19 protein-coding genes and 1 pseudogene are annotated in these 18,560 nt (G+C 73.9%); 11 read left to right on the top strand and 9 right to left on the bottom strand.

The window, feature by feature from the left end; genetic code table 11:
* Positions 1-82 precede the first annotated feature (82 nt).
* Positions 83-1,471 carry a tetratricopeptide repeat protein gene (locus ACFWBN_RS04935; protein WP_385170648.1) on the top strand — a complete coding sequence of 463 codons (1,389 nt, stop codon included), beginning with the start codon at positions 83-85 and terminating at the stop codon, positions 1,469-1,471.
* Here ACFWBN_RS04935 and ACFWBN_RS04930 read toward each other — a convergent pair.
* Positions 1,434-2,957, bottom strand: coding sequence for an MFS transporter (locus ACFWBN_RS04930; RefSeq protein ID WP_385170646.1), 1,524 nt, complete (start codon positions 2,955-2,957; stop codon positions 1,434-1,436). The two genes, ACFWBN_RS04935 and ACFWBN_RS04930, sit on opposite strands and share 38 nt — an antisense overlap.
* A 38-nt stretch (positions 2,958-2,995) precedes the next feature.
* Positions 2,996-3,577, bottom strand: a complete 582-nt coding sequence (locus ACFWBN_RS04925; RefSeq protein ID WP_385170643.1) for a TetR/AcrR family transcriptional regulator — start codon at positions 3,575-3,577, stop codon at positions 2,996-2,998.
* Between the two features lie 126 nt (positions 3,578-3,703).
* Between ACFWBN_RS04925 and ACFWBN_RS04920 the strand changes: the two genes are divergently transcribed.
* On the top strand, positions 3,704-3,871 hold the full coding sequence (locus ACFWBN_RS04920) for a DUF6126 family protein (RefSeq protein ID WP_385170640.1): 168 nt from the start codon (positions 3,704-3,706) through the stop codon (positions 3,869-3,871).
* A 61-nt stretch (positions 3,872-3,932) separates the two neighbouring features.
* Here ACFWBN_RS04920 and rpsN read toward each other — a convergent pair whose 3' ends face one another.
* Positions 3,933-4,238: a 30S ribosomal protein S14 gene (rpsN, locus tag ACFWBN_RS04915; protein WP_385170637.1), complete on the bottom strand. Its 306-nt coding sequence runs from the start codon at positions 4,236-4,238 to the stop codon at positions 3,933-3,935.
* On the bottom strand, positions 4,238-4,474 hold the full coding sequence (rpmB, locus tag ACFWBN_RS04910; protein ID WP_385170634.1) for a 50S ribosomal protein L28: 237 nt from the start codon (positions 4,472-4,474) through the stop codon (positions 4,238-4,240). The genes rpsN and rpmB overlap by 1 nt, the downstream gene beginning before the upstream one ends.
* A gap of 64 nt (positions 4,475-4,538) precedes the next feature.
* On the opposite strand from rpmB, the gene rpmG reads away from it, so the two are divergent.
* From rpmG to ACFWBN_RS04885, 5 genes are all read left to right on the top strand, one after another.
* Entirely contained in the window at positions 4,539-4,703 is a 165-nt protein-coding gene (gene rpmG, locus ACFWBN_RS04905; RefSeq protein WP_030162346.1) for a 50S ribosomal protein L33, read from the top strand.
* 37 nt (positions 4,704-4,740) lie between these two features.
* Positions 4,741-4,989, top strand: coding sequence for a type B 50S ribosomal protein L31 (locus tag ACFWBN_RS04900; RefSeq protein WP_329124852.1), 249 nt, complete (start codon positions 4,741-4,743; stop codon positions 4,987-4,989).
* Positions 4,986-6,128 carry a CobW family GTP-binding protein gene (locus ACFWBN_RS04895; protein ID WP_385170629.1) on the top strand — a complete coding sequence of 381 codons (1,143 nt, stop codon included), beginning with the start codon at positions 4,986-4,988 and terminating at the stop codon, positions 6,126-6,128. Before ACFWBN_RS04900 ends, ACFWBN_RS04895 begins: the two co-directional genes overlap by 4 nt.
* A 50-nt stretch (positions 6,129-6,178) precedes the next feature.
* Positions 6,179-6,421, top strand: a complete 243-nt coding sequence (gene rpsR / locus ACFWBN_RS04890; protein ID WP_385170626.1) for a 30S ribosomal protein S18 — start codon at positions 6,179-6,181, stop codon at positions 6,419-6,421.
* Between the two features lie 63 nt (positions 6,422-6,484).
* Positions 6,485-6,997, top strand: a complete 513-nt coding sequence (locus ACFWBN_RS04885) for a DUF6328 family protein (protein ID WP_385170623.1) — start codon at positions 6,485-6,487, stop codon at positions 6,995-6,997.
* Positions 6,998-7,012: 15 nt separating this feature from the next.
* Here the strand turns inward: ACFWBN_RS04885 and ACFWBN_RS04880 are convergent, their stop codons facing one another.
* Entirely contained in the window at positions 7,013-7,255 is a 243-nt protein-coding gene (locus ACFWBN_RS04880; protein WP_385170621.1) for a DUF6158 family protein, read from the bottom strand.
* Complete coding sequence (locus ACFWBN_RS04875; RefSeq protein WP_385170618.1) at positions 7,252-9,033, bottom strand: enoyl-CoA hydratase-related protein; 1,782 nt, start codon at positions 9,031-9,033, stop codon at positions 7,252-7,254. The genes ACFWBN_RS04880 and ACFWBN_RS04875 overlap by 4 nt, the downstream gene beginning before the upstream one ends.
* A 184-nt stretch (positions 9,034-9,217) precedes the next feature.
* On the opposite strand from ACFWBN_RS04875, the gene ACFWBN_RS04870 reads away from it, so the two are divergent.
* Together ACFWBN_RS04870 and ACFWBN_RS04865 are read left to right on the top strand one after the other, a co-directional pair.
* Positions 9,218-9,811, top strand: coding sequence for a TetR/AcrR family transcriptional regulator (locus tag ACFWBN_RS04870; protein WP_385170615.1), 594 nt, complete (start codon positions 9,218-9,220; stop codon positions 9,809-9,811).
* 38 nt (positions 9,812-9,849) lie between these two features.
* Positions 9,850-11,097, top strand: a pseudogene (locus tag ACFWBN_RS04865) (MFS transporter); the annotation flags it as partial.
* Here the strand turns inward: ACFWBN_RS04865 and ACFWBN_RS04860 are convergent.
* Positions 11,080-11,988 carry a LysR family transcriptional regulator gene (locus tag ACFWBN_RS04860; RefSeq protein WP_385170611.1) on the bottom strand — a complete coding sequence of 303 codons (909 nt, stop codon included), beginning with the start codon at positions 11,986-11,988 and terminating at the stop codon, positions 11,080-11,082. The pseudogene ACFWBN_RS04865 and the gene ACFWBN_RS04860 sit on opposite strands and share 18 nt — an antisense overlap.
* Positions 11,989-12,172: 184 nt before the next feature.
* On the opposite strand from ACFWBN_RS04860, the gene ACFWBN_RS04855 reads away from it, so the two are divergent.
* Complete coding sequence (locus ACFWBN_RS04855; protein WP_385170607.1) at positions 12,173-12,703, top strand: DUF6817 domain-containing protein; 531 nt, start codon at positions 12,173-12,175, stop codon at positions 12,701-12,703.
* A gap of 6 nt (positions 12,704-12,709) precedes the next feature.
* Here ACFWBN_RS04855 and ACFWBN_RS04850 read toward each other — a convergent pair whose 3' ends face one another.
* Positions 12,710-15,907 carry a TIM-barrel domain-containing protein gene (locus ACFWBN_RS04850; protein WP_385170605.1) on the bottom strand — a complete coding sequence of 1,066 codons (3,198 nt, stop codon included), beginning with the start codon at positions 15,905-15,907 and terminating at the stop codon, positions 12,710-12,712.
* 237 nt (positions 15,908-16,144) lie between these two features.
* On the opposite strand from ACFWBN_RS04850, the gene ligA reads away from it, so the two are divergent.
* Positions 16,145-18,223, top strand: coding sequence for an NAD-dependent DNA ligase LigA (gene ligA / locus ACFWBN_RS04845; RefSeq protein WP_385170603.1), 2,079 nt, complete (start codon positions 16,145-16,147; stop codon positions 18,221-18,223).
* Here ligA and ACFWBN_RS04840 read toward each other — a convergent pair.
* On the bottom strand, positions 18,213-18,446 hold the full coding sequence (locus tag ACFWBN_RS04840; RefSeq protein ID WP_385170600.1) for a hypothetical protein: 234 nt from the start codon (positions 18,444-18,446) through the stop codon (positions 18,213-18,215). The genes ligA and ACFWBN_RS04840 overlap by 11 nt on opposite strands.
* Positions 18,447-18,560: the final 114 nt, after the last annotated feature.

The following is an 18,560-nucleotide window of genomic DNA, read 5'->3' as shown; positions in this document are numbered from 1 at the left end:
CTTAAATTAGGTGGCGCAGGGGGCGTGCGCAATGGCCCGATCCCCCTGAATACTGGGGAGTTCGAGCAACCAGGGGGACTTCGTGGACGAACCGGCCCGCATCGGGCGCAGGGTTCAGCGCATGCGCACCGAACTCGGCATGACACAGCGGCAATTGGCGGAGCCCAGCTATACGCCCGCCTACATCTCGACGCTGGAGTCGGGCAAGGTCCGCCCCTCGGAGACCGCGCTGCGCTTCCTCGCCGGGCGGCTGAACACCTCGTACGAGGAACTGGCCACCGGCCGCCCCGCCCACCTGGCCACCGAACTGCGGCTCGCCCTGGCCGACGCCCAGCAGACGCTCGCCACGGGGGCCGCCGAGGAGGCCGCCGCCCGCTACCGACGCCTGCTCGCCGAAGCCGAACACCTCGGTCTCGCCTCCGAACAGGCGGAGGCGCGGCTCGGTCTCGGCGACTGCGCCCTGGAATCCGGCGAACTACCGGAAGCCATAGGCCACTTCGAGGCCGCGGAACGCCTGCTGGCCGGCGAGCCGCTCCCCCGCCGGGCCCGCCCGATCCGCGGCCGCGCCGTCGCGCACCTGCTCGCGGGCGAGCTGCGCTATGCCTGCTACCTCCTCGAATCCACCATCGACGAGCTGGGCACGAGCGGGCTGGCCGACCCCGAGGCGCTGGTGCTGCTGTACGCGGCGGTGATCGGGCCGTACATCGACATGGGCGCGCACGCCCGCGCGGCCCACGCGGCCGAGCTCGCCCTCGCGCTGGCTCCGCAGGTCAGCGATCCGGCGCTGGTCGCGGGCATGCACCGGCAGGTGGCGCGGACCTTCCTCGCCGAGGGGCGGGTGGCCGATGCCGACGCCTCCCTGGCCAAGGCCCAGGCGATCTACGGGCAGTTGCGGCTGCGGACCGATCTGGCGCACTGCCACTGGATGCGCGGCTACGTCCAGGCCCAGAACGGCGAACTGGAGGCGGCAGAGCGGGAGTTGCGTACGGCCCGGGAGATGCTGTCGGCCCGCCGCGCCGCCCTGTACACGGCCCAGGTCGAGGTCGAGCTGGCCGACGTGCTGCGCCGGCTCGGCCGGTACGGGGAAGCCGCCGAGCTGCTGTCGGCCCTGCTGGATCCGGGTGATCTGGGGGACAGCCACGGCGCCGTGCACGCGGGCGGGGCGCACCGGCTCCTCGGCCTGATGGCCGAGGAGCGCGGCGAGCCCGAGTCCGCCGAGGAGCACTACGTACAGGCCCTCGCCCTGCTGGAGCGCAGCGGGGCCACGGGCGACCTCGCCGATCTGTGCCGGCTCCTGGGCGACCTGCTGCGGCGCACCGGGCGGGTCGAGGCGGCCCTGGACGCCTACCGCACGGGCCTGGGCCACCGGTCTGCGCCGGGCACCACCACCCTGGGCCCGGCGCCCGCCGCCCCGGTGTTCCGGTCCGACCGGGTCAGTGGTTCTCGGTGGGCTGGAGATCGCGCGGAATGAGCGCCCAGGTGGTGGCCGCCGCGGCGACCGCGAGGGCTCCGGCCATCAGGAACGCCGGGGTGATGGCGAGGGTGTAGGCGTGCGAGGCGGCGTCGCTCAGGGCCTGTCCGACGGCACCTCCCAGCCGCTCGGCGGTGTGGGCGGCCTCGCCGACGGAGTCGCGCGCCGCCGCGGCGCTCGGCCCGTCCAGGTCGAGGACGGGCAGGTTGCCCCGGTAGAGGGCGGCCGCGGTGGAGCCGAGGATGGCTACGCCCATGGCCGAGCCCAGCTCGTAGCAGGTCTCCTCGATGGCGGCGGCGCTGGAGACCTCGTCCGCGGGAGCGGCGGAGATCAGCGTGACCGAGGCCACCGTGGTCGCGAGTCCGGCACCCAGGCCCATGATCGTCAGGGCGGCCGCGAAGGCCGGGTAGCCGAGCTCGGTGAACTGCTGGAAGCCCCAGGGCAGGGCCATGCCGGCGGCCAGTACGACCAGTCCGGCGCCGAGCACGTGCCGGATCGCGAAGCGCTGCATGAGGGTGGGGGCCACCATCGAGGCGCAGATCAGCGCGAGCGGCGCCGGCAGCAGGCGCAGGCCGGCCTCCAGCGGGGTGTAGCCCTGGCCGTACTGGAACCACTGCGTGACGAGGAACAGGATCGCGCCCATGCCCATCATGGGCAGGAAGATCGCGGTGGCCGCGACGCTGAAGGCGGGCTTGGTGAACAGCCGCACCTGGAGCAGCGGGTTGTCCACGCGCAGCTGGCGGCGGACGAAGACGGTCAGCGCCACGACGGCGAGGACGATCAGGGCCCAGGGCAGCGGGTCGGAGACGCCGCTCTTGCCGAGCTGCTTGATGCCGCCGGCGAGGGCGAGCATGCCGACGACCGACTGGCCGACGCCCCACCAGTCCCAGCGGCCGGCGCTGCGCGGGGAACGCGATTCCGGGAGGTAGCGCGCACCGGTCGCGATGATGAGCGCGGCGACGGGCAGGTTGAGGAGGAAGGCGGAGTGCCAGCCGTAGTCCTGGACCAGGAGCCCGCCGACGACCGGGCCGAAGGCCATGCCGCCGCCGAAGACCGCCGCCCAGACGGCGAGGGCGAAGGCGCGCTCCTTGGCGTCGGTGAAGACGCTGCGCAGGATCGACAGGGTGGAGGGCATGATGGCCGCGCCGCCGATGCCGAGCAGCGCGCGGGCCGCGATGACGTGCCAGGCCTCGGTGGAGAACACGGCTATGAGCGAGGCCAGCGAGAAGATGCCGAAGCCCGCCATGAGCAGCCGCTTGCGCCCCCAGCGGTCGCCGAGCGCGCCGGCCGTGACCAGCAGGCCGGACAGGGCGAGCGCGTAGACGTCGATGATCCACAGCTGCTGTACGGCGCTCGGCTGGAGGTCGCCGACGAGGGAGGGGAAGGCCACGTTGAGGATCGTGGTGTCCATGGAGATGAGCAGGAGGCTGCCGGAGAGGATCGCCAGGACGATCCACCGGCGGGGGTCCTGCGAGGGGGTGTGCATGAGGTTCCGTTCAAGGGTGGAGCACGGTGCGGAGCGGGTCAGGGTGCGGCGGCCGGGGGTGGGGGCACCGCGCTGGTACGCGTTCCGCTGAGGAAGGAGGTCAGGACCAGCCGGCCGATCTGGCGGGGGGCGAGATGCCCGTCGCGTACGCCCTCGGCGGCCGCGTCGAGCAGACCCCAGAGCGAGTACCAGATCCAGTACGGGGGCAGGTCGGTGCGCAGGCGCCCCAGCCGCTGGCCGAGGGCGAGGAAGGCCAGTGCCCGCTGGTCCTGCCGGTCCACGCCCGCCCGGAACTCCGGGTCCGCGAGCACGGTGGCGTCGCGCGAGGTGAATCCGTACAGGTGCGCGGCGGGCAGCAGGGCGATGACGAGGTCCTCCAGCGCGGCGTCGAAGGCCGCGCCGTCGGCGGTCTCCGCCAGGTCGGCCGGGGTCAGGCACTCGTCGACGACGTGGATCGCGCGGACGGCCACGGCCTTCAGCAGGGCCTCGCGGGTCGCGTAGCGGCGGCTGAGGGTGGCGCGGCTGGTCCCGATTCCGGCGGCGATCTGCACCATCGAGGCGCTGTGGTCGCCGGCGAGGACGCGCGCTGCGGCGTCGAGCAGTTCTTCTTCGTGCACCATGACGGGTGAGCCTCCTTCGCCTCGAACGATACAAAATTGTCTCACGCGAAGCAATTCTGATTCACCACCCGCCGAGCCGGGCGCGCCGTTCGCTACCGTGGGGGCGACCATCCCCGGAGAGGCGCCGTGACAGACGACAACGAGGAAGCAGCCGCGAAAGAGGCGGCGGCGAAGCACGAGAAGTGGAAGGAGAACGGCGTCGCGCTGCGCGCCTTCTTCTACATCTTCGGCACCCACGTCTTCGCCGGCTTCGTATGGCTGCTCTTCTACCTGGGGCAGCACGCCCAGAAGTAGCCCCGCGAGCCGATCGGGCCCGCACCCCTCAGGGGTGCGGGCCCGACGGCGTTTCCGGACCTCACCAGGAGGACTTGGTGACCCCCGGCAGGAGTCCGGCGTGCGCCTGCTCGCGCATCCGGATCCGGGAGAGTCCGAACTTGCGCAGGTGGCCGCGGGGGCGCCCGTCCACACCGTCGCGGTTGCGGACCCGGGTGGCGCTGGCGTCGCGCGGCTGCCGACGCAACTCCCGGAGTGCGGCGGCGCGTTCGGCATCCGTCGAGGACGGCCGCCGGAGGATGTCCTTCAGTTCCGCCCGCCGGGCGGCGTACCGCGCGACGAGCGCCTTGCGCTTCTCGTTCTGCGCGATCTTGCTCTGCTTCGCCATCAGACCTTCACCCCTCGCGCCCGGATCCGGGCCACGGCGCTCTCGACGCCGATCACGTCGACGGTCTTGATCGCCTTCGCGCTGAGGGTCAGGCGGACGTACCGGCCCTCGCTCGGCAGCCAGTACCGCTTGCGCTGGATGTTGGGGTCGAACCGTCGCCGGGTGCGCCGGTGCGAGTGGGAGATGTTGTTGCCGAAACCCGGCTCGGCGCCGGTCAGCTGGCAGTGCGCGGACAAGGTGTTGCCTTCCTCTCGTCGGGACCACTATTGGTAATGGAAATCATTGCCATATACTAGCCCCATGGCACGCAACGAAGTACGCCCGATCGTCAAGCTCCGCTCCACCGCGGGCACCGGCTACACCTACGTCACCCGCAAGAACCGCCGGAACGACCCCGACCGCATGGTGCTGCGCAAGTTCGACCCGGTGGTCCGCCGGCACGTCGACTTCCGCGAAGAGCGCTGACCGCCTCCCCACCCCGCCCCACCCGAAGGACATCGCCATGAAGCCCGGAATCCACCCCGCCTACGGCCCCGTCGTCTTCCGCGACAAGGCCGCCGACTTCGCCTTCCTCACCCGCTCGACCGCCACCAGCGACAAGACGGTGGAGTGGGAGGACGGCAACACCTACCCCGTCATCGACGTCGAGATCTCCTCGCAGAGCCACCCCTTCTACACCGGCACCGCCCGCGTCCTGGACACCGCCGGCCGCGTCGAGCGCTTCCAGCGCCGGTACGGGAGCAAGGCGTGACCCTGCCCGTCGTCATCGTCGGCGGGCTCCACTCCGAGGCCCGCCGCACCACCGTGGAGCGGCTGCTCGCCACCGTGCCCGGCAGCGTCGCCCTGCACCACGACCTCTCCACCGCGGCCGGCGGCACCGTACGGCGCACCGTCCGCGATGCCACCGGGCTGCTCGGGTCGGGCGAAGCTCCGCTGGTCAACGACTGCGCGTGCTGCGCGCTCCGCGAGGACCTGGTGCCGGAGCTGTGGCGGCTGGCCGCCGGCGGCACGACCCGGCTGGCCGTCGTCGAGCTGTGGGACTCCGTCGAGCCCCGGGCGATGGCCGAGGTCGTGGCGGCGCACGCCGAAGGCGGGCTGGACCTCACCAACGTGATCACCGCCGTCGATCCCGCGCTGGTCCTGCCGTACCTGGCCAACGGGGACGACCTCGCGGACGCGGGCCTCGCCTCCGCGGCCACCGACCAGCGGACCGTCGGCGACACCTGGGCCCGGCAGCTGGAGTACGCCCCCGTACTCGCCCTCGTCGACGGCGGCGAGGCCGACGACGAGGACCGCGCGCTGCTCGCCCAGCTCCACCCGACCGCTCGCCGGGTGGAGGCCGGGTCCGGGGAGCTGGCGGCGCTCGCCTTCGCCGGATTCGACACCGAGGCCGCGGCCGCCGCCCAGCACCCGGCCTGTGCGCTGCTGCCCCAGGAGGCGGACGAGGCCGGGGTCGCCACCCTGGTCTGGCACCGCCACCGCCCCTTCCACCCCGAGCGGCTGTACGAGGCGCTGGAGGACCTCACCTGTGCGGCCGCCCGCAGCCGCGGCCGGTTCTGGCTCGCGGACCGCCCCGACACCCTGCTCGCCTGGGACGCCGCGGGTGGCGCCCTCTGCGTGGAGAACGCCGGACCCTGGCTGGCCTCGCTGCCGGACGCCGCGTGGGAGATGGTCCCGCCCGTGCGCCGGGCCGCGGCCGCCCTGGGCTGGCATCCCGAGCACGGCGACTGCTGCCAGCACCTCGTCTTCACCTCGCCCGGCCTCGACCGCGACGGGCTGGAGCGGCTGCTCGACTCCTGCCTGCTGACCGATGCCGAGTACACCGCCGGGCGCGAGGGCTGGAAGCGCCTGCCCGCCGCCTTCGACGTCCTCCTCGACCCCGTCTCGTAGCCCGTCCCGCAACCCGTCTCGCAACCCGTCGACCGACCCAAGGAATCCGCATGTCCCGCCGCATCACCCCCCGCAAGCCCGTGAAGTCCCGCCCCAACCCGCTGGACGCCGCCAAGATCACGCACATCGACTACAAGGACACCGACCTGCTGCGGAAGTTCATCTCCGACCGCGGCAAGATCCGCAGCCGCCGCGTGACCCGTGTCAGCGCCCAGCAGCAGCGCCGGATCGCCGCCGCGATCAAGAACGCCCGCGAGATGGCCTTGCTCCCCTACACGAGCCGCCAGGTCTAGGTGCAGCATGAGGGTGTACGCCCGGGTGGACGCCCGGGCGGGCACACCCACCGCGGAGGCGCCATGCGGGACGACGACAAGGGCGACGACCAGGGCGGCGGCAGGGGCGACGGCAGGGACGAGAGCCCCGAGGAACGCGCCGACCGGCAGTGGCAGGAACTGGTGCAGGAGATCCGCGTCGCCCAGACCGGCGTGCAGATCCTCTTCGGCTTCCTGCTGACCGTCGCCTTCACCCCGCAGTTCCACGGGCTGCCCCAGACGGACAAGACGCTCTACGTGGTCACCGTGATCCTCGCGTCCCTGGCCACCGGCGCCCTCATCGCCCCCGTGGCCTTCCACCGCATCGTCTCGGGCCGCCGCATCAAGCCCCAGGCCGTCGCCTGGGCCTCACGGCTCATCTTCGTGGGCATCATCCTGCTGCTCGCCACGCTCACCACCGCGCTCCTGCTGATCCTGCGCGTGGCCGTCCACAACCCCGCCGCGCCATGGCTCGTGGCGGGCGTACTGGCGTGGTACCTGGTGTGCTGGTTCGTGCTGCCGCTGTGGGCGCGGGCCCGCTACACGAGGAAGGGCTGACCGTCGGCCCCCGCCCTACTCTCCGGAGCTGCGGGCGCGGGCGCCCGAGCGGGTGCGGCCCGCGGTCTTCGCCCGCTGCGGGTGACGGCGTACGTACTCGTGCTCCAGCTCGTTCATCCGCTGCGTATGGGTGACCAGGGCGTCGTCCGACCCGTGCAGCAGGGTCTCGTGGCGCGTGCGGTGGATGGCCTCCAGCTCCTTGAGGAGCCGGCCCTCCTCCAGATTCCGCGCCGACGGACCGCCGTCGTGCTCCGTCATGACCCGTGCACCTCCTCCACGCCCGAGCGGGTGTCCGCTTCCATCATCCCCTCCACCCCGTCCTTCCGCCGGTAGGGCAGGGGCGCCGTGTGCCGTCCCGGTACCGTGCGCGCGAGATGGGGCGGGGTGGCGGCCGGGGGCTCCTTGCGCACGAAGGCCCGGCGCAGGGCGTGGTACGGGGCCTGCGGATCGCGGAAGGCCTGCCGCAACCGGGCCAGTTCGGCCTCCCGGTAGGCGGCCAGCGGCCGCTCGGCCTCGTCGCGGTCCCGCTGCGCCTTCTTCGCGGCGATCCGGGCGGGGGTGGCGGGCAGGGCGGCCAGCCTGGCCGCGAGGCGCGCCGTCTCGGCGGCGAAGGCCTGGGGCGCGCACGGGATCGTACGGTCGACCAGCCCGAGCCGGTGCGCGGCCTCGGCGCTCAGCGGCAGGGCCTCGGTGGTGAGCCGGTCCGCGACCCCGGTGCCCGCACGGCGCGGCAGGGTGTACGTCCCGTACGCGGAGGCGTCGAGACCCATCAGGCGGTGGTGCGGGTGCAGCACGGCACCGGAGCGGCACCAGACCTCGTCGGCGGCGAGGGCGAACATGGCTCCGCCGGCGGCGGCGTTCCCGCCGAGGGCGGCGACGACCAGCCGGTCGGTGGTGGTGAGGACGACCTCGACCAGGTCGTACAGGGCGGTGGCGTTGGCCCAGGACTCCTCGGCCGGATCGGCGGCGGCCTCGATGACGCCCAGGTGCATGCCGTGGGAGAAGAGGTCGCGGCCGCCGCCGAGGACGAGGACCGAGGTGGGGCGGGTGCAGGCGATCCGGTAGGCGTTCAGCAGGCGCCGGCACTGCGCGGTGCTCATCGCGCCGCCGGGGAAGGAGAAGGTGAGGAAGCCGGTCTGGCCTTCCTCGCGGTAGCCGATGTCGGACCAGGTGCGCCGGCGCGGGTCGGTGTGGAGCGGGGCGGGGTGCTCCCGCAGCGGGGGCAGCCGGTCGGCGAGCGCCACGGTGGCGGGCAGCTTGGGGGCGGCGGGCCCGCCGGGTGCGCGCGGGGCCCGCAGTTCGGGGATCCAGACGGCTCCGTCGACGGTGGCCCGGCAGATCGCGCCCGCCCGCGTGGCCAGCAGTTCCCCGGGGCGGCCGCGCAGGCGGTCCTCCAGGTGGCCGCCGTGCAGGAACCACTCGGCGCCGAGCAGTTCGTCCCGTACGCCGGGCTGTGAGTCGGCGGCGCGCAGTGCGCGCAGGACGCGCTCGGTGGAGTCCGCCTCCCAGTCGATGCGGCGGTGCTCCTGACGCAGGGCGGGGCGGGCGTGCCCGGCGGGCGGCGGCTGCGGGGTGTACGTACCGGAGGCGAAGCGGTGGATAGCGAGGAGGACGGCGGCCAGGGCCGCGTCGGCGATCTCGCCGCGGTAGAGGTCGCTCTTGCCCAGGGGCGGTACGGGGCAGTCGACGTGGGCCCAGACGGGGCCGGCGTCCATCTCCCCCTCGGCCTGGAGGACGGTGACGCCCCACCGCGTCGCCTGCTCCTGGATGGCCCGGTCGAGGGAGGCGGGGCCGCGGTCGCCGACCGGGCCCGGGTGGACGACCAGGCAGGTGTGGGCGGCCCTGACCTCTTCGGGGACGGCGGTCCTGAGCATCGGGGCGAGGACGAGGTCGGGCCGGTGGCGGCCGACGGCCTCGGTCAAGGAGACGTGCGGCAGCGCGAGTTCGACCGCGACGCTGTGGCCGTGGTCGCGGAGCTCGGCGTGGACTCGCTGCGCGAGGCTGTTGAAGGCGCTCGCGAGGAGCAGGACGTGCACGTGATCTCCCAGCGGCGGCCCGGGGCCGGAACAGGACCGGCCGCCTGAGATGGTCGGGCACGCGGGGGCGGGCTCGCCCGGCGCCGAGCGGGGGTGTCATCCGAAAGCGGGGTGGCCACAGGGCCATTCGGTCGCATGCCGGCGCGAGTAGACAATGTCTACTCGCGCCTGGTAGACACGGTCCATGGACCAGGAGAGCCCGCTCCGCGAGCGGCTGATCGACGTCGGTGTGGACCTCGTGCTGACCGAGGGCACCGCTTCCCTCGGGCTGCGGGAGATCGCCCGCCGGGCGGGGGTCTCGCACGGGGCGCCGCGCCGCTACTTCCCCACCCACCAGTCCCTGCTGTCGGCGATCGCCCGGCGCGGGTTCGCCGATCTCGGCGCCCGGTTCGCGGCGGCGCGCTCGGGGGCCTCCTCGTCCCCACGGGAACAGGTGCGGGCCCTGGGGTCCGCGTACGTCGGCTACGCGCTGGAGCACCGCGGGATGTTCGAGCTGATGTTCCGCCACGACCTGCTGGACAGCACCGGCCAGGAGCCCTCGGGCGGTCCGCGGCTGCGGGAGTCGACGCTCCCGCTGTTCGAGCTGCTCGTCGCGCTGGTCTCCCGCTGCGGGGCGGCGGACCCGGCGGTGACCGCCGCCGCCCTGTGGGCCAACCTGCACGGAGTGGCGCAGCTGTGGAGCTGGGGGAGTCTGCCCCTCACCCTCGGGAGCGAGGCCGCGGTGGAGCGGCTGGTCGCCGCCGCCGTCGACGCCCACCTCGGTCCGGAGCCCTCGTGAGGCGGCCCCTGGCGCTCGCCGCCAGTGTTTCCGGGGCCATGATCGTCGCCCTGGACGGCACCGTGCTGACCGTGGCCCAGCCGAGCCTGCGCCGCGACCTCGGCGCGAGCATGGCCGAGGTCCAGTGGACCAGCACCGCCTATCTGCTCGCCGTGGCCGCGCTGCTCGTCGTCGCCGGACGGCTCGGCGACCGCTACGGGCACTCCCGGCTGCTGTGCATCGGCGTTCTGGGATTCGCCGCGGCCTCGGCGGGCATCGCCTTCGCTCCCGGCGTGGGCTGGGTGATCGGACTGCGCGCCGTGCAGGGCGCGTTCGGCGCGCTGCTGCAGCCCGCGACCCTGGCGCTGCTGCGGCTCGCGTACCCGCCCGACCGGCTCGCCGGCCCGGTCGCCGTGCGGACCGGCGCGATCGGGGTGGCCGCGGCGGCCGGTCCGCTGCTCGGCGGTGTGCTGGTCGCGGAGTGGGGCTGGCGGGCGGTGTTCGCGGTGAACGTGCCGGTCGCGCTCGTGATCGCCGTGCTGACGCTCGCCGTACGGGCGCCCGCGCCGCCGCCGGCGCGGCACGGACGGCCGGCGCTCGCGGGCGCGGCCCTGCTCGCGGCGGCCCTGGCGGTACTCGTGCACGCGCTGGTCGGCGTACCGGCCCACGGCTGGGCATCCACCCCGACGCTGCTCGGGTTCGGCGGCGCCGCGGTGCTCGGGGTGCTGTTCCTGCGCCGCGAACGGCGTGCCGCGCAGCCGCTCGTGCCGCCGGTGGTGGCCCGGTCGGTGCCGGTGGTGGCCTCGATGGCGCTGCTGTCGGCCGTCTCCGGCGGGCTGTTCGGGGCGCTGTTCACCGCCACCTTCCGGCTCCAGGACGCACAGGGGCTGGACCCGCTCGCCACCGGGCTGCGGGTGCTGCCGCTGACCGCGCTGATGGTGGCCGCGGCTCCGGTGGCGGGCCTGGCCGTGCGCCGTTGCGGTCCGCGGCCGACCGCGCTGACCGGGACGGCCCTGGTCGTCCTCGGCATCGCGGCGCTGGACGCCGCACCCGACTCGGCGCTCGGATTCGGGCTGCTCGGGGCCGGGTTCGCCACCGTGATGGTCACGGCCACCGGGACGGTGGTCGGGGAGGCCCCGGCCGGGTACGCCGGGGTCGTGGGCGGGCTCAAGCAGACGGCCGTGAACATCGGGCCGGTCCTCGGAATCGCGGTCGCCGCGGGCGCAGGGGTGACGGGCTCCGCGACGGGGGCGCTGGTCGCGCTGGCCGCCGTGGGGCTGCTGCCGGCATCACTGCTGCCCGGCGGCTCGCGCCCGGCAGTTGCGGGCGACCTCGGCGGCGAAGGCCCGGGCGGGCGGGGCCAGGGCGGACCAGCGGCGGACCGCCCAGCCGACCGCGAGGGGCGGCAGGGCGGGGATGGGGACCAGGCGGATCGGACCGTCGGTGCCGGGGACGCGCCAGCCGGGTAGCGCGGGCACGACGGCGTGGCCCAGGCCCAGTTCGGCCAGGAGCAGGGCGGTGTCCCAGTCGGCGACGCTGGTGTCGGACCGTACGCGGATGCCGGATTCGGCGAGGGCGGCGTCGAGGTGGGCGCGGGAGGCGGAGTTTTCCGGAAGCCGGATGTGGCGGATTCCGGCGAGGTCGGCGGTCTCGATCCGGGGACGGGCGGCGAGGGGGTCGTCGGCGCCGACCGCGAGCACCCAGGGCAGTTCCATGACGGGCCGCTGCTCGATGCCGCGGACCGGGCCGCCGATGGTGATCCAGGCGAGGTCGAGGTCGTCGGCGGCGAGCGCGTCGAAGCAGCTGCGGCTGGAGTTCTCGGTCTGGAACTCCAGGCTCACCTCCGGGTGCCGGCGGCGGAAGGCGACGACGGCCTCGGACATGAAGTGCCGGACGGTGGTGGCGCCGGTGGTGACGCGCACCGAGCCGCCGTCCCCCCGTACGAGGTGGTCCAGGCGGCGCAGCGCGCCGTCGAGGCCGGCGATGCCGTCGGCGGCGGCCGCCTGGAGGATGCGGCCGGCCTCGGTGGGCACGACCCCGCGGGCGTGGCGCTCCAGCAGGCTCGCGCCGGTCTCCTTCTCCAGTCGGCGGACGTGCTGGCTGACGGCCGACTGGGTCCGGCCGAGGTCGCGGGCGACGGCGCTGAGGCTTCCGGCGCGGCACACGGCCACGAACACGCGGAGGTCGTCGAGGGTCATGGAACCCAAGGTATCCCTTGGGTGAGGGGAGGAAATCGGAGGATTGACTTGGGGGTTGGGCTGGATCACGATCGGTGCAGGGCCCGGGCGGCAACCCGCTCCGGCCTCCGCCACAGGGGTCCGGACCCCCGGCGGAGGCGGGGGACGGGTGTCGACCCGCCACCGCCCCCGAAAGGAGGGTCCCGTGCCGGACCACGTCGTCGCATGGCTGCGGGAGCTCGGCGCGGGCCGTGTCGAGCACCCCGGCGGGACCCTCCTCGCGCACCTGGGGCGGGTCCGGGAGCTGCTCGGCTCCTGGGGAGCGCGGCCCGCGCTCCAGCGGGCGGGCCTGTGCCACGCGTTCTACGGGACGGACGGGTTCGCGACCGCCCTGCTGCCGCCGGACCGGCGGGCCGAGCTGGCCGCGGTGATCGGGGCGGAGGCGGAGGAGATCGTGTACCTCTACGCCGCCTGCGACCGGGCGGCGTCCTACCCTTCGCTCGCCGACGATGAGGCGGCCTTCCGGGACCGGTTCACCGGCCGGGTGCACTCCCCCGCCGTGGCGTTGCGCCGTGACCTCGCCGAACTGTCGGCGGCCAACGAGCTCGACCTCGCCCGGATCGATCCCGCGTTCCGAGCGGCGTGGGGAGGCGAACTGCTCGCGCTGTTCGACCGGTTCCGCCCGCTGCTGAGCGAGCCGGCCTGGCGGGAGTGCCAGGCCGTGCTCGGCGGCTGACCGCTGTCAGGGCGTGAAGGTCCAGCGCTGGGCCGGGGTGTTGTCGCAGGCGGTGCGGGTGAGCGGGGTGCCGTTGGCGGTGGCGGAACCGGCCGGGGTGAGGCACTGGCCGGCGTTGCGCAGGGTGCTCTGGGGGCCCGCCTGCCAGGTCTGGCCGGCGCTGCCGTTGCAGGGCTGGATGCTCACGCGCGCGGCGTTCGCGGCGTCGAGGCAGACCCCGGCCAGGCCGGTGAGGCGGCCGTCGGACTGGAGGGTCCAGCGTTGGTTGGGGCCGCCGTGGCAGGTGTAGAGGGTGGGTTCGGTGCCCGGGGTGGTCGCGCTGTGCGGGAGGTCCAGGCAGGTGCCGGAGGCGGCGTTGACGAGGGTGGCGTCGGTGGGGAGCGGGGCGGGGCGTCCGGTGAGGCTGATCTCGGCGGCGCTGGTCCAGGGGCCGCGGCCGCCCGCCTCGGTCAGGGCCTTGAGGCGGAGGTAGCGGCCCGTTCTGGCGGCCATCGGGACGTTCTTGGCCGTCGCGGTGTCGGCGAAGGTGCCGCTCGCCACCGGGGTGCCCCAGTCGGAGGTGGTGTCGGAGAGGTAGACCTCGTAGCCGCCGATCCGGCCGTTGAGGCCGCCGTCCTGGCGGGGCAGGTAGCCGAGGCCGTCCACCGCGTAGCGGGCGCCGAGGTCGATCTGGATCTCGTGCGGAAGGCCGGCGGGCTTCCCGGAGGACCAGGCCGTGTGCCACATCGTGGCCGGGTCCCCGTCGAAGGCGTTGCGGGCGGCGCCGTTCTCGGCGCTCGTCTCCTGGCTGTCGGCGGAGACCAGGGACCAGCCCGACCGGTCGATGGGTGAGGAGGAGGGCAGGGGCTGGGCCGGCGGCAGGGTGGCGCCGGCGGCCGAGACGCTGAACGCGCCCGACTTCGTACCGGTCTTGATCCAGAGGATGCCGGAGCGGTCGGACGGGTCGAAGAACCACCCCGTGGCGGCCGCGTCGTAGGCGGCCTTCGAGGTCAGGCGTGCCAGGGCGGTCCCGTCGGCGGTGAGGGCGGTCGGCGCGGAGGCCACGTGGAGGGTGAACTCGTAGCCGCGGGAGGCCGGTTTGCCGGTGTAGCCGCCGGTGGGGGCGGAGACGGAGATGTCGACATTGCCGGAGCCGGCCGTGGGGGCGGTGACGTCGACCCGCTGGCGGGCGTAGGCCCCGGACTGGAAGGCCCGGGTGAGGCCGTCGTCCTCGTAGAGGCTGAAGGAGCTGGTGCCGCGCGGGTGGATGTCGTAGGTGAGGGTGGAGACGGGCCTCTCGCCGGTGTGGTTCATCTGCGGCCACATGGGCACGATGCCGCCGCCCTTGACGAAGAGGGGCAGGGTGTCGAGCGGGGCCTGGTAGCCGTTGAGCCACCCGGGACCGGCGTATGTCTTCCCGGTCCAGTAGTCCGTCCAGGTCCCGGCAGGGAGGTAGATGCCGTCGCGGACGGAGGTGTCGGAGACGACGGGTGCGACGAGGAGGGAGTCGCCGGCCATGAACTGGCCGCTGGTGAGGTTGCCGCGGGCCACCGGGTCGTCCGGGTATTCGAGGACCATCGCGCGGGTGCTGGGGACGCCGGTCTCGTGCGCGGCGCGGCTCATCGTGTAGAGGTACGGCATCAGCCGCATCTTGAGCTGGAGGTACTTGCGGTTGATGGACAGGTACGGCTCGGCGAAGCGCCAGGGCTGCTTGTCCTGGTAGCCGGCGGACGGGTTGGTCGCGCCCCAGCCGGACATGGTCATGAAGGCGGGGGTGAAGGCCTTCCACTGGAGGTCGCGGGTGTACGTCTTGGGGCTGCCGCCGAAGATGCCGTCGACGTCGCCGGAGGCGTAGTTGAGGGCGGACAGGCCCGCGCCGGTGATGGCGGGGACGTGCCAGCGCATGTCGTCCCAGGTGCCGTTGGTGTCGCCGGTCCAGACGACGGCGTTGCGCTGGGTGCCGGCCCAGCCGTCGACGGTCCAGACGTAGCGGCGGGCGTCGGAGTTCTTCTCGATGCCGTCGACGGCCTGCTGGACGCCGTTGAAGGCGTACTTGTAGCCGCTGCCGATCCACGCCACGTCGGTCTTCACGCCGCGGCTGCCGGCCGTGCCCACCTCGTCCGCGATGGAGCCGAGGCCGGTGGAGGTCCACAGGCCGGTCTGGAAGCCCTTGGCCTTCAGCGCGTCCACCGTGGACTTGAGGGGGGCGGTGTAGCCGCAGCCGTAGCCGTCGTTGGGCAGGAACCAGCCCGAGGGCATGTCGGCGGCGCGGGCGTCGGTCGCGTAGCCGACGACATCGGGGGTGGTCTGGTGGCGGAGGCGGTTGTGGTCGCCCTGGTAGTCGGGGTTGGAGGCGTTGAAACAGTCGGCGTTGCCGAGCTCGAAGCCCCACATCGGGGCCATGAACGGCTTGCCGCTGACGTCGGTGTAGGCGTCGAGCACGCCCTTGAGGGAGTCGCCGGTGAAGTACCAGGCGTCGAAGCGGCTCTCGTTGTGGGTGAGGGTGGTGGGGGCGTTGAAACCGTAGGAGCCGGGGGCCCAGGTGTTGCGCATGACGCCGTAGCCGTTGGTGGACATGTAGAAGGGGGCGGGGCTGGCGTTGTTGTTCTCGCGCCATTTGTTGTCGACGGCCACGGGGACGGTCTTGCCGCGCAGGGCCCATTCGCCCAGGCGCAGGCCGGTGCCGTAGAACTGCTCGTCCGCGCCGCGGGCGAGGTACTGGGTGGTCTGGCTGCCGGTCCAGCTGGTGGGCTGGGTCTCCTGCCAGACGGGGGTGGCGTTGTCGGCGCGGTAGACGGAGAACTGGAGGGGCGATTTGTTGACGCGGATGGAGAGGGCGCCGGTGGTGATCCGGTAGTACGTGCCGGCGTCGGAATAACTCGTGGTGACGGAGCCGAAGTCGGTGGTGGGGGCGAGGTCCTTGCCGGCCGGGTCGTTGGTGAAGGCTCCGTCGGGCGAGAGCCAGAGCCGGAAGATGTCGGCGCGGGCGACGACCACGCGGGCCTTGGCTCCGCTGGAGGCCGTGACGGTGAAGGTGTTCCCGGTCTGGGTGAATCCGGTGACGTTGCCCGCGGTGGCGGTGGCCCCGGCGGGTGCCGCGGCGGCGGGTGAGGCGATGGGCCCAGCGGCGGCCAGGCCCGCGACGGCGAGGGCGGCGGCGAGCAGGGCGGCGACCGGGGTGCGCCGGCGCCGGCCCGGGCTCCTGTGGATGCTTGGCAGTCTCATAGGGCACTCCTCGTGCGGTCCGGATCGCGGACACACCGCTTTGGCATGCGCCTGGCAAGATAGCGCCCCGCGGAGGCGAATTGAAGGAAGATGCTCGAAGTGGCTTGTCATCGAGCATCTTTGAACATGTGTCAGGTTCTGTGGTGCTCACCCCGGACGGCAGCCGCCGACTGCCCCTGGTACCCCTCCGACCTGCGCACTCGGGCCGTTGTCAGACCCCTGCGGGAGGATCTCGGCATGACGACGACCACTGCTCCCGCCCTGGCCACCCGTGACGAGTACGCCGATGCGATCGGCGCCGCCCTCAGGGCTTCCGCCGCCTATTACGGCTCCGGCGAATCCGCCCTGGACGATGCCTCGTTCGACCTCCTCCTCGGCCTGATCAAGGCGTACGAGGAGCGGTATCCGGAGCACACCGACCCCTCCTCGCCGACGGGGAAGGTGGCCGGCGGCGCCGTCCCGGCCGGGGACGTCCCGCACACGGCGGCGATGCTCTCGCTGGGCAACGTGTTCGGCCCGCAGGACCTGCTGGACTGGGAGGCCTCGCTGGTCCGGCGGCTCGGGGCACCGGTCGCGGGCGGGTACGCGGTCGAACCGAAGCTCGACGGGGCCTCGCTTGCGGCGCGCTACCGCCAGGGCCGGCTGGTGCAGCTGGTCACCCGGGGCAACGGGACGGGCGGCGAGGACGTGTCGCACGCGATCGGGACGATCGCCGGCCTCCCGCGGGAGCTGGCCACCGACGCCTCCTTCGAGGTGCGCGGCGAGGTGCTGCTGACGGCGGAGCAGTTCGAGCGGGCGAACGCGATACGGGCCGAGCACGGGGCCGGACCGTTCTCCAACCCCCGCAACGGCGCGGCCGGCACGCTGCGGGCCAAGGGGCGCCCGTACACGGTGGAGATGAGCTTCTGGGCCTTCGGCGCGGTGGAGCTCGACGGGGGCGCCGCGCTGCCGGGCGCCGGCCACGCGGAGGTCATGGCGCATGTCGCCGCGGCGGGCATCCGCACGGCGGCCGACACCCCCGCCGGGCTGACGGTCGTGGACACCATCGCCGAGGTGCAGGAGCAGGTCGACCGCATCGCCGCGCTCCGCGCCCGGCTGCCCTTCGGGATCGACGGGGTGGTCGTCAAGGCCAACGCCCTGGCGGAACAGACCGCGGCGGGCAGCGGCTCACGCCACCCGCACTGGGCGACCGCGTACAAGCTGCCCGCCGTGGAGCGGCGCACGCGGCTGCTGGAGGTGACCTGGTCGGTGGGGCGTACGGGGGTGCTCGCGCCCACCGCGGTCCTGGAACCGGTGGAGATCGACGGCTCGGTGGTGCGGCACGCCACCCTCCACAACCCGGCCGACATAGAGCGCCGGGGCCTGCGGCTGGGCGACACCGTGACCGTCTACAAGGCCGGGGACGTCATCCCGCGCGTCGAGGCCCCGGTGGTGGAGCTGCGCACCGGCGCGGAGCGCCCGATCGAGCCGCCGGCCGTGTGCCCGGGGTGTGCGGGGGAGATAGACCGTTCCCAGGAGCGGTGGCGCTGCGCGCAGCCGGCCGACTGCGGGCGGATCGCGGCGATCCTGTACGCCGCCGGCCGGGACCAGCTCGACATCGACGGTCTGGGCGAGCGGTACGTACGGGCGCTCGTGGAGGCCGGTCAGGTCCGGGACGTGGCGGACCTGTTCACGCTGGACCACGCGCGGCTCGCGCAGGCGGCCGGGAGCGAGAAGCGGGCGGCGAAGCTGGTGGAGCGGATCGAGGTGGCGAAGGGCCTGCCGCTGTCCCGGGTGTTCTGCGCGCTCGGCATCCTCGGGACCGGGCGGGGCATGTCCCGGCGGATCGCGCGGCACTTCGGGACCATGGAGGCCATCCGGGCCGCGGACGCGGTCGCGATGACCGCGGTGGAGCTGGTCGGCGACGCCAAGGGCGCCGGGATCGTCGCCCAGGTGGCGGAGCTGGGGCCGGTCATCGACAAGCTCGCGGCCGCCGGGGTCAACCTCACGGAGCCGTCGGCCGCCACCGCCGGTGCCGCGGACGGCAACGGGAACGCGGATGGGGACGGGGACGGCGCGGGGCCGCTCGCCGGTCAGATCGTGGTGGTCACGGGCCGGATGGCGGGGGCGCTGGCGGCGTACGACACCCGCGACCGGGTGCGCGAGCTGATCGAGCGGGCGGGCGGGAAGTCGGCGAGCGGCATATCCGGGCGGACCACCCTCCTGGTGGCGGGCGAGAAGGCGGGCAGCAAGGTCGCCAAGGCCGAGGCGGCCGGGATCGAGATCCTCGGCGAGGAGGCGTTCGCCGAGCGGATCGCCGCCTTCCTCACCCGCTGACGCCATCCGCCCCTCCCACCGGGGTGACCGCCAGGACGGGCGGCGCCGGGGTGGACCACCGGTGCCCGCAGGGGTCGAAGACCAGGACCACCGGCTGTCCCGGCCGCTGGCGCCAGGAGATGCGTTCCGGCGCGCTGTCGCACACCGGACAGCAGGGCAGCGGGCCGGGTTCCGGCAGGCACCCGGGTGCGGCCGCGAGGGGCGTGGAGTGCGGATCGCGCATGGAGGCTCCCTGGTCGTGCGGTTGGGCTGATGGCACTGTGCCATGGACAGGCCCTTGTCCGCACGGGCGAATCATCCAGTGTTTTGGCTGGTCAGAGGTGTGGTCAGCAGGAGG

Origin of the sequence: Streptomyces sp. NPDC059989, assembly GCF_042736975.1 — a bacterium.
Classification (GTDB): Bacteria; Actinomycetota; Actinomycetes; order Streptomycetales; family Streptomycetaceae; genus Streptomyces.
Note: the sequence above shows the minus strand (reverse complement) of the source record. Positions and strands in the feature narration are given on the sequence as shown.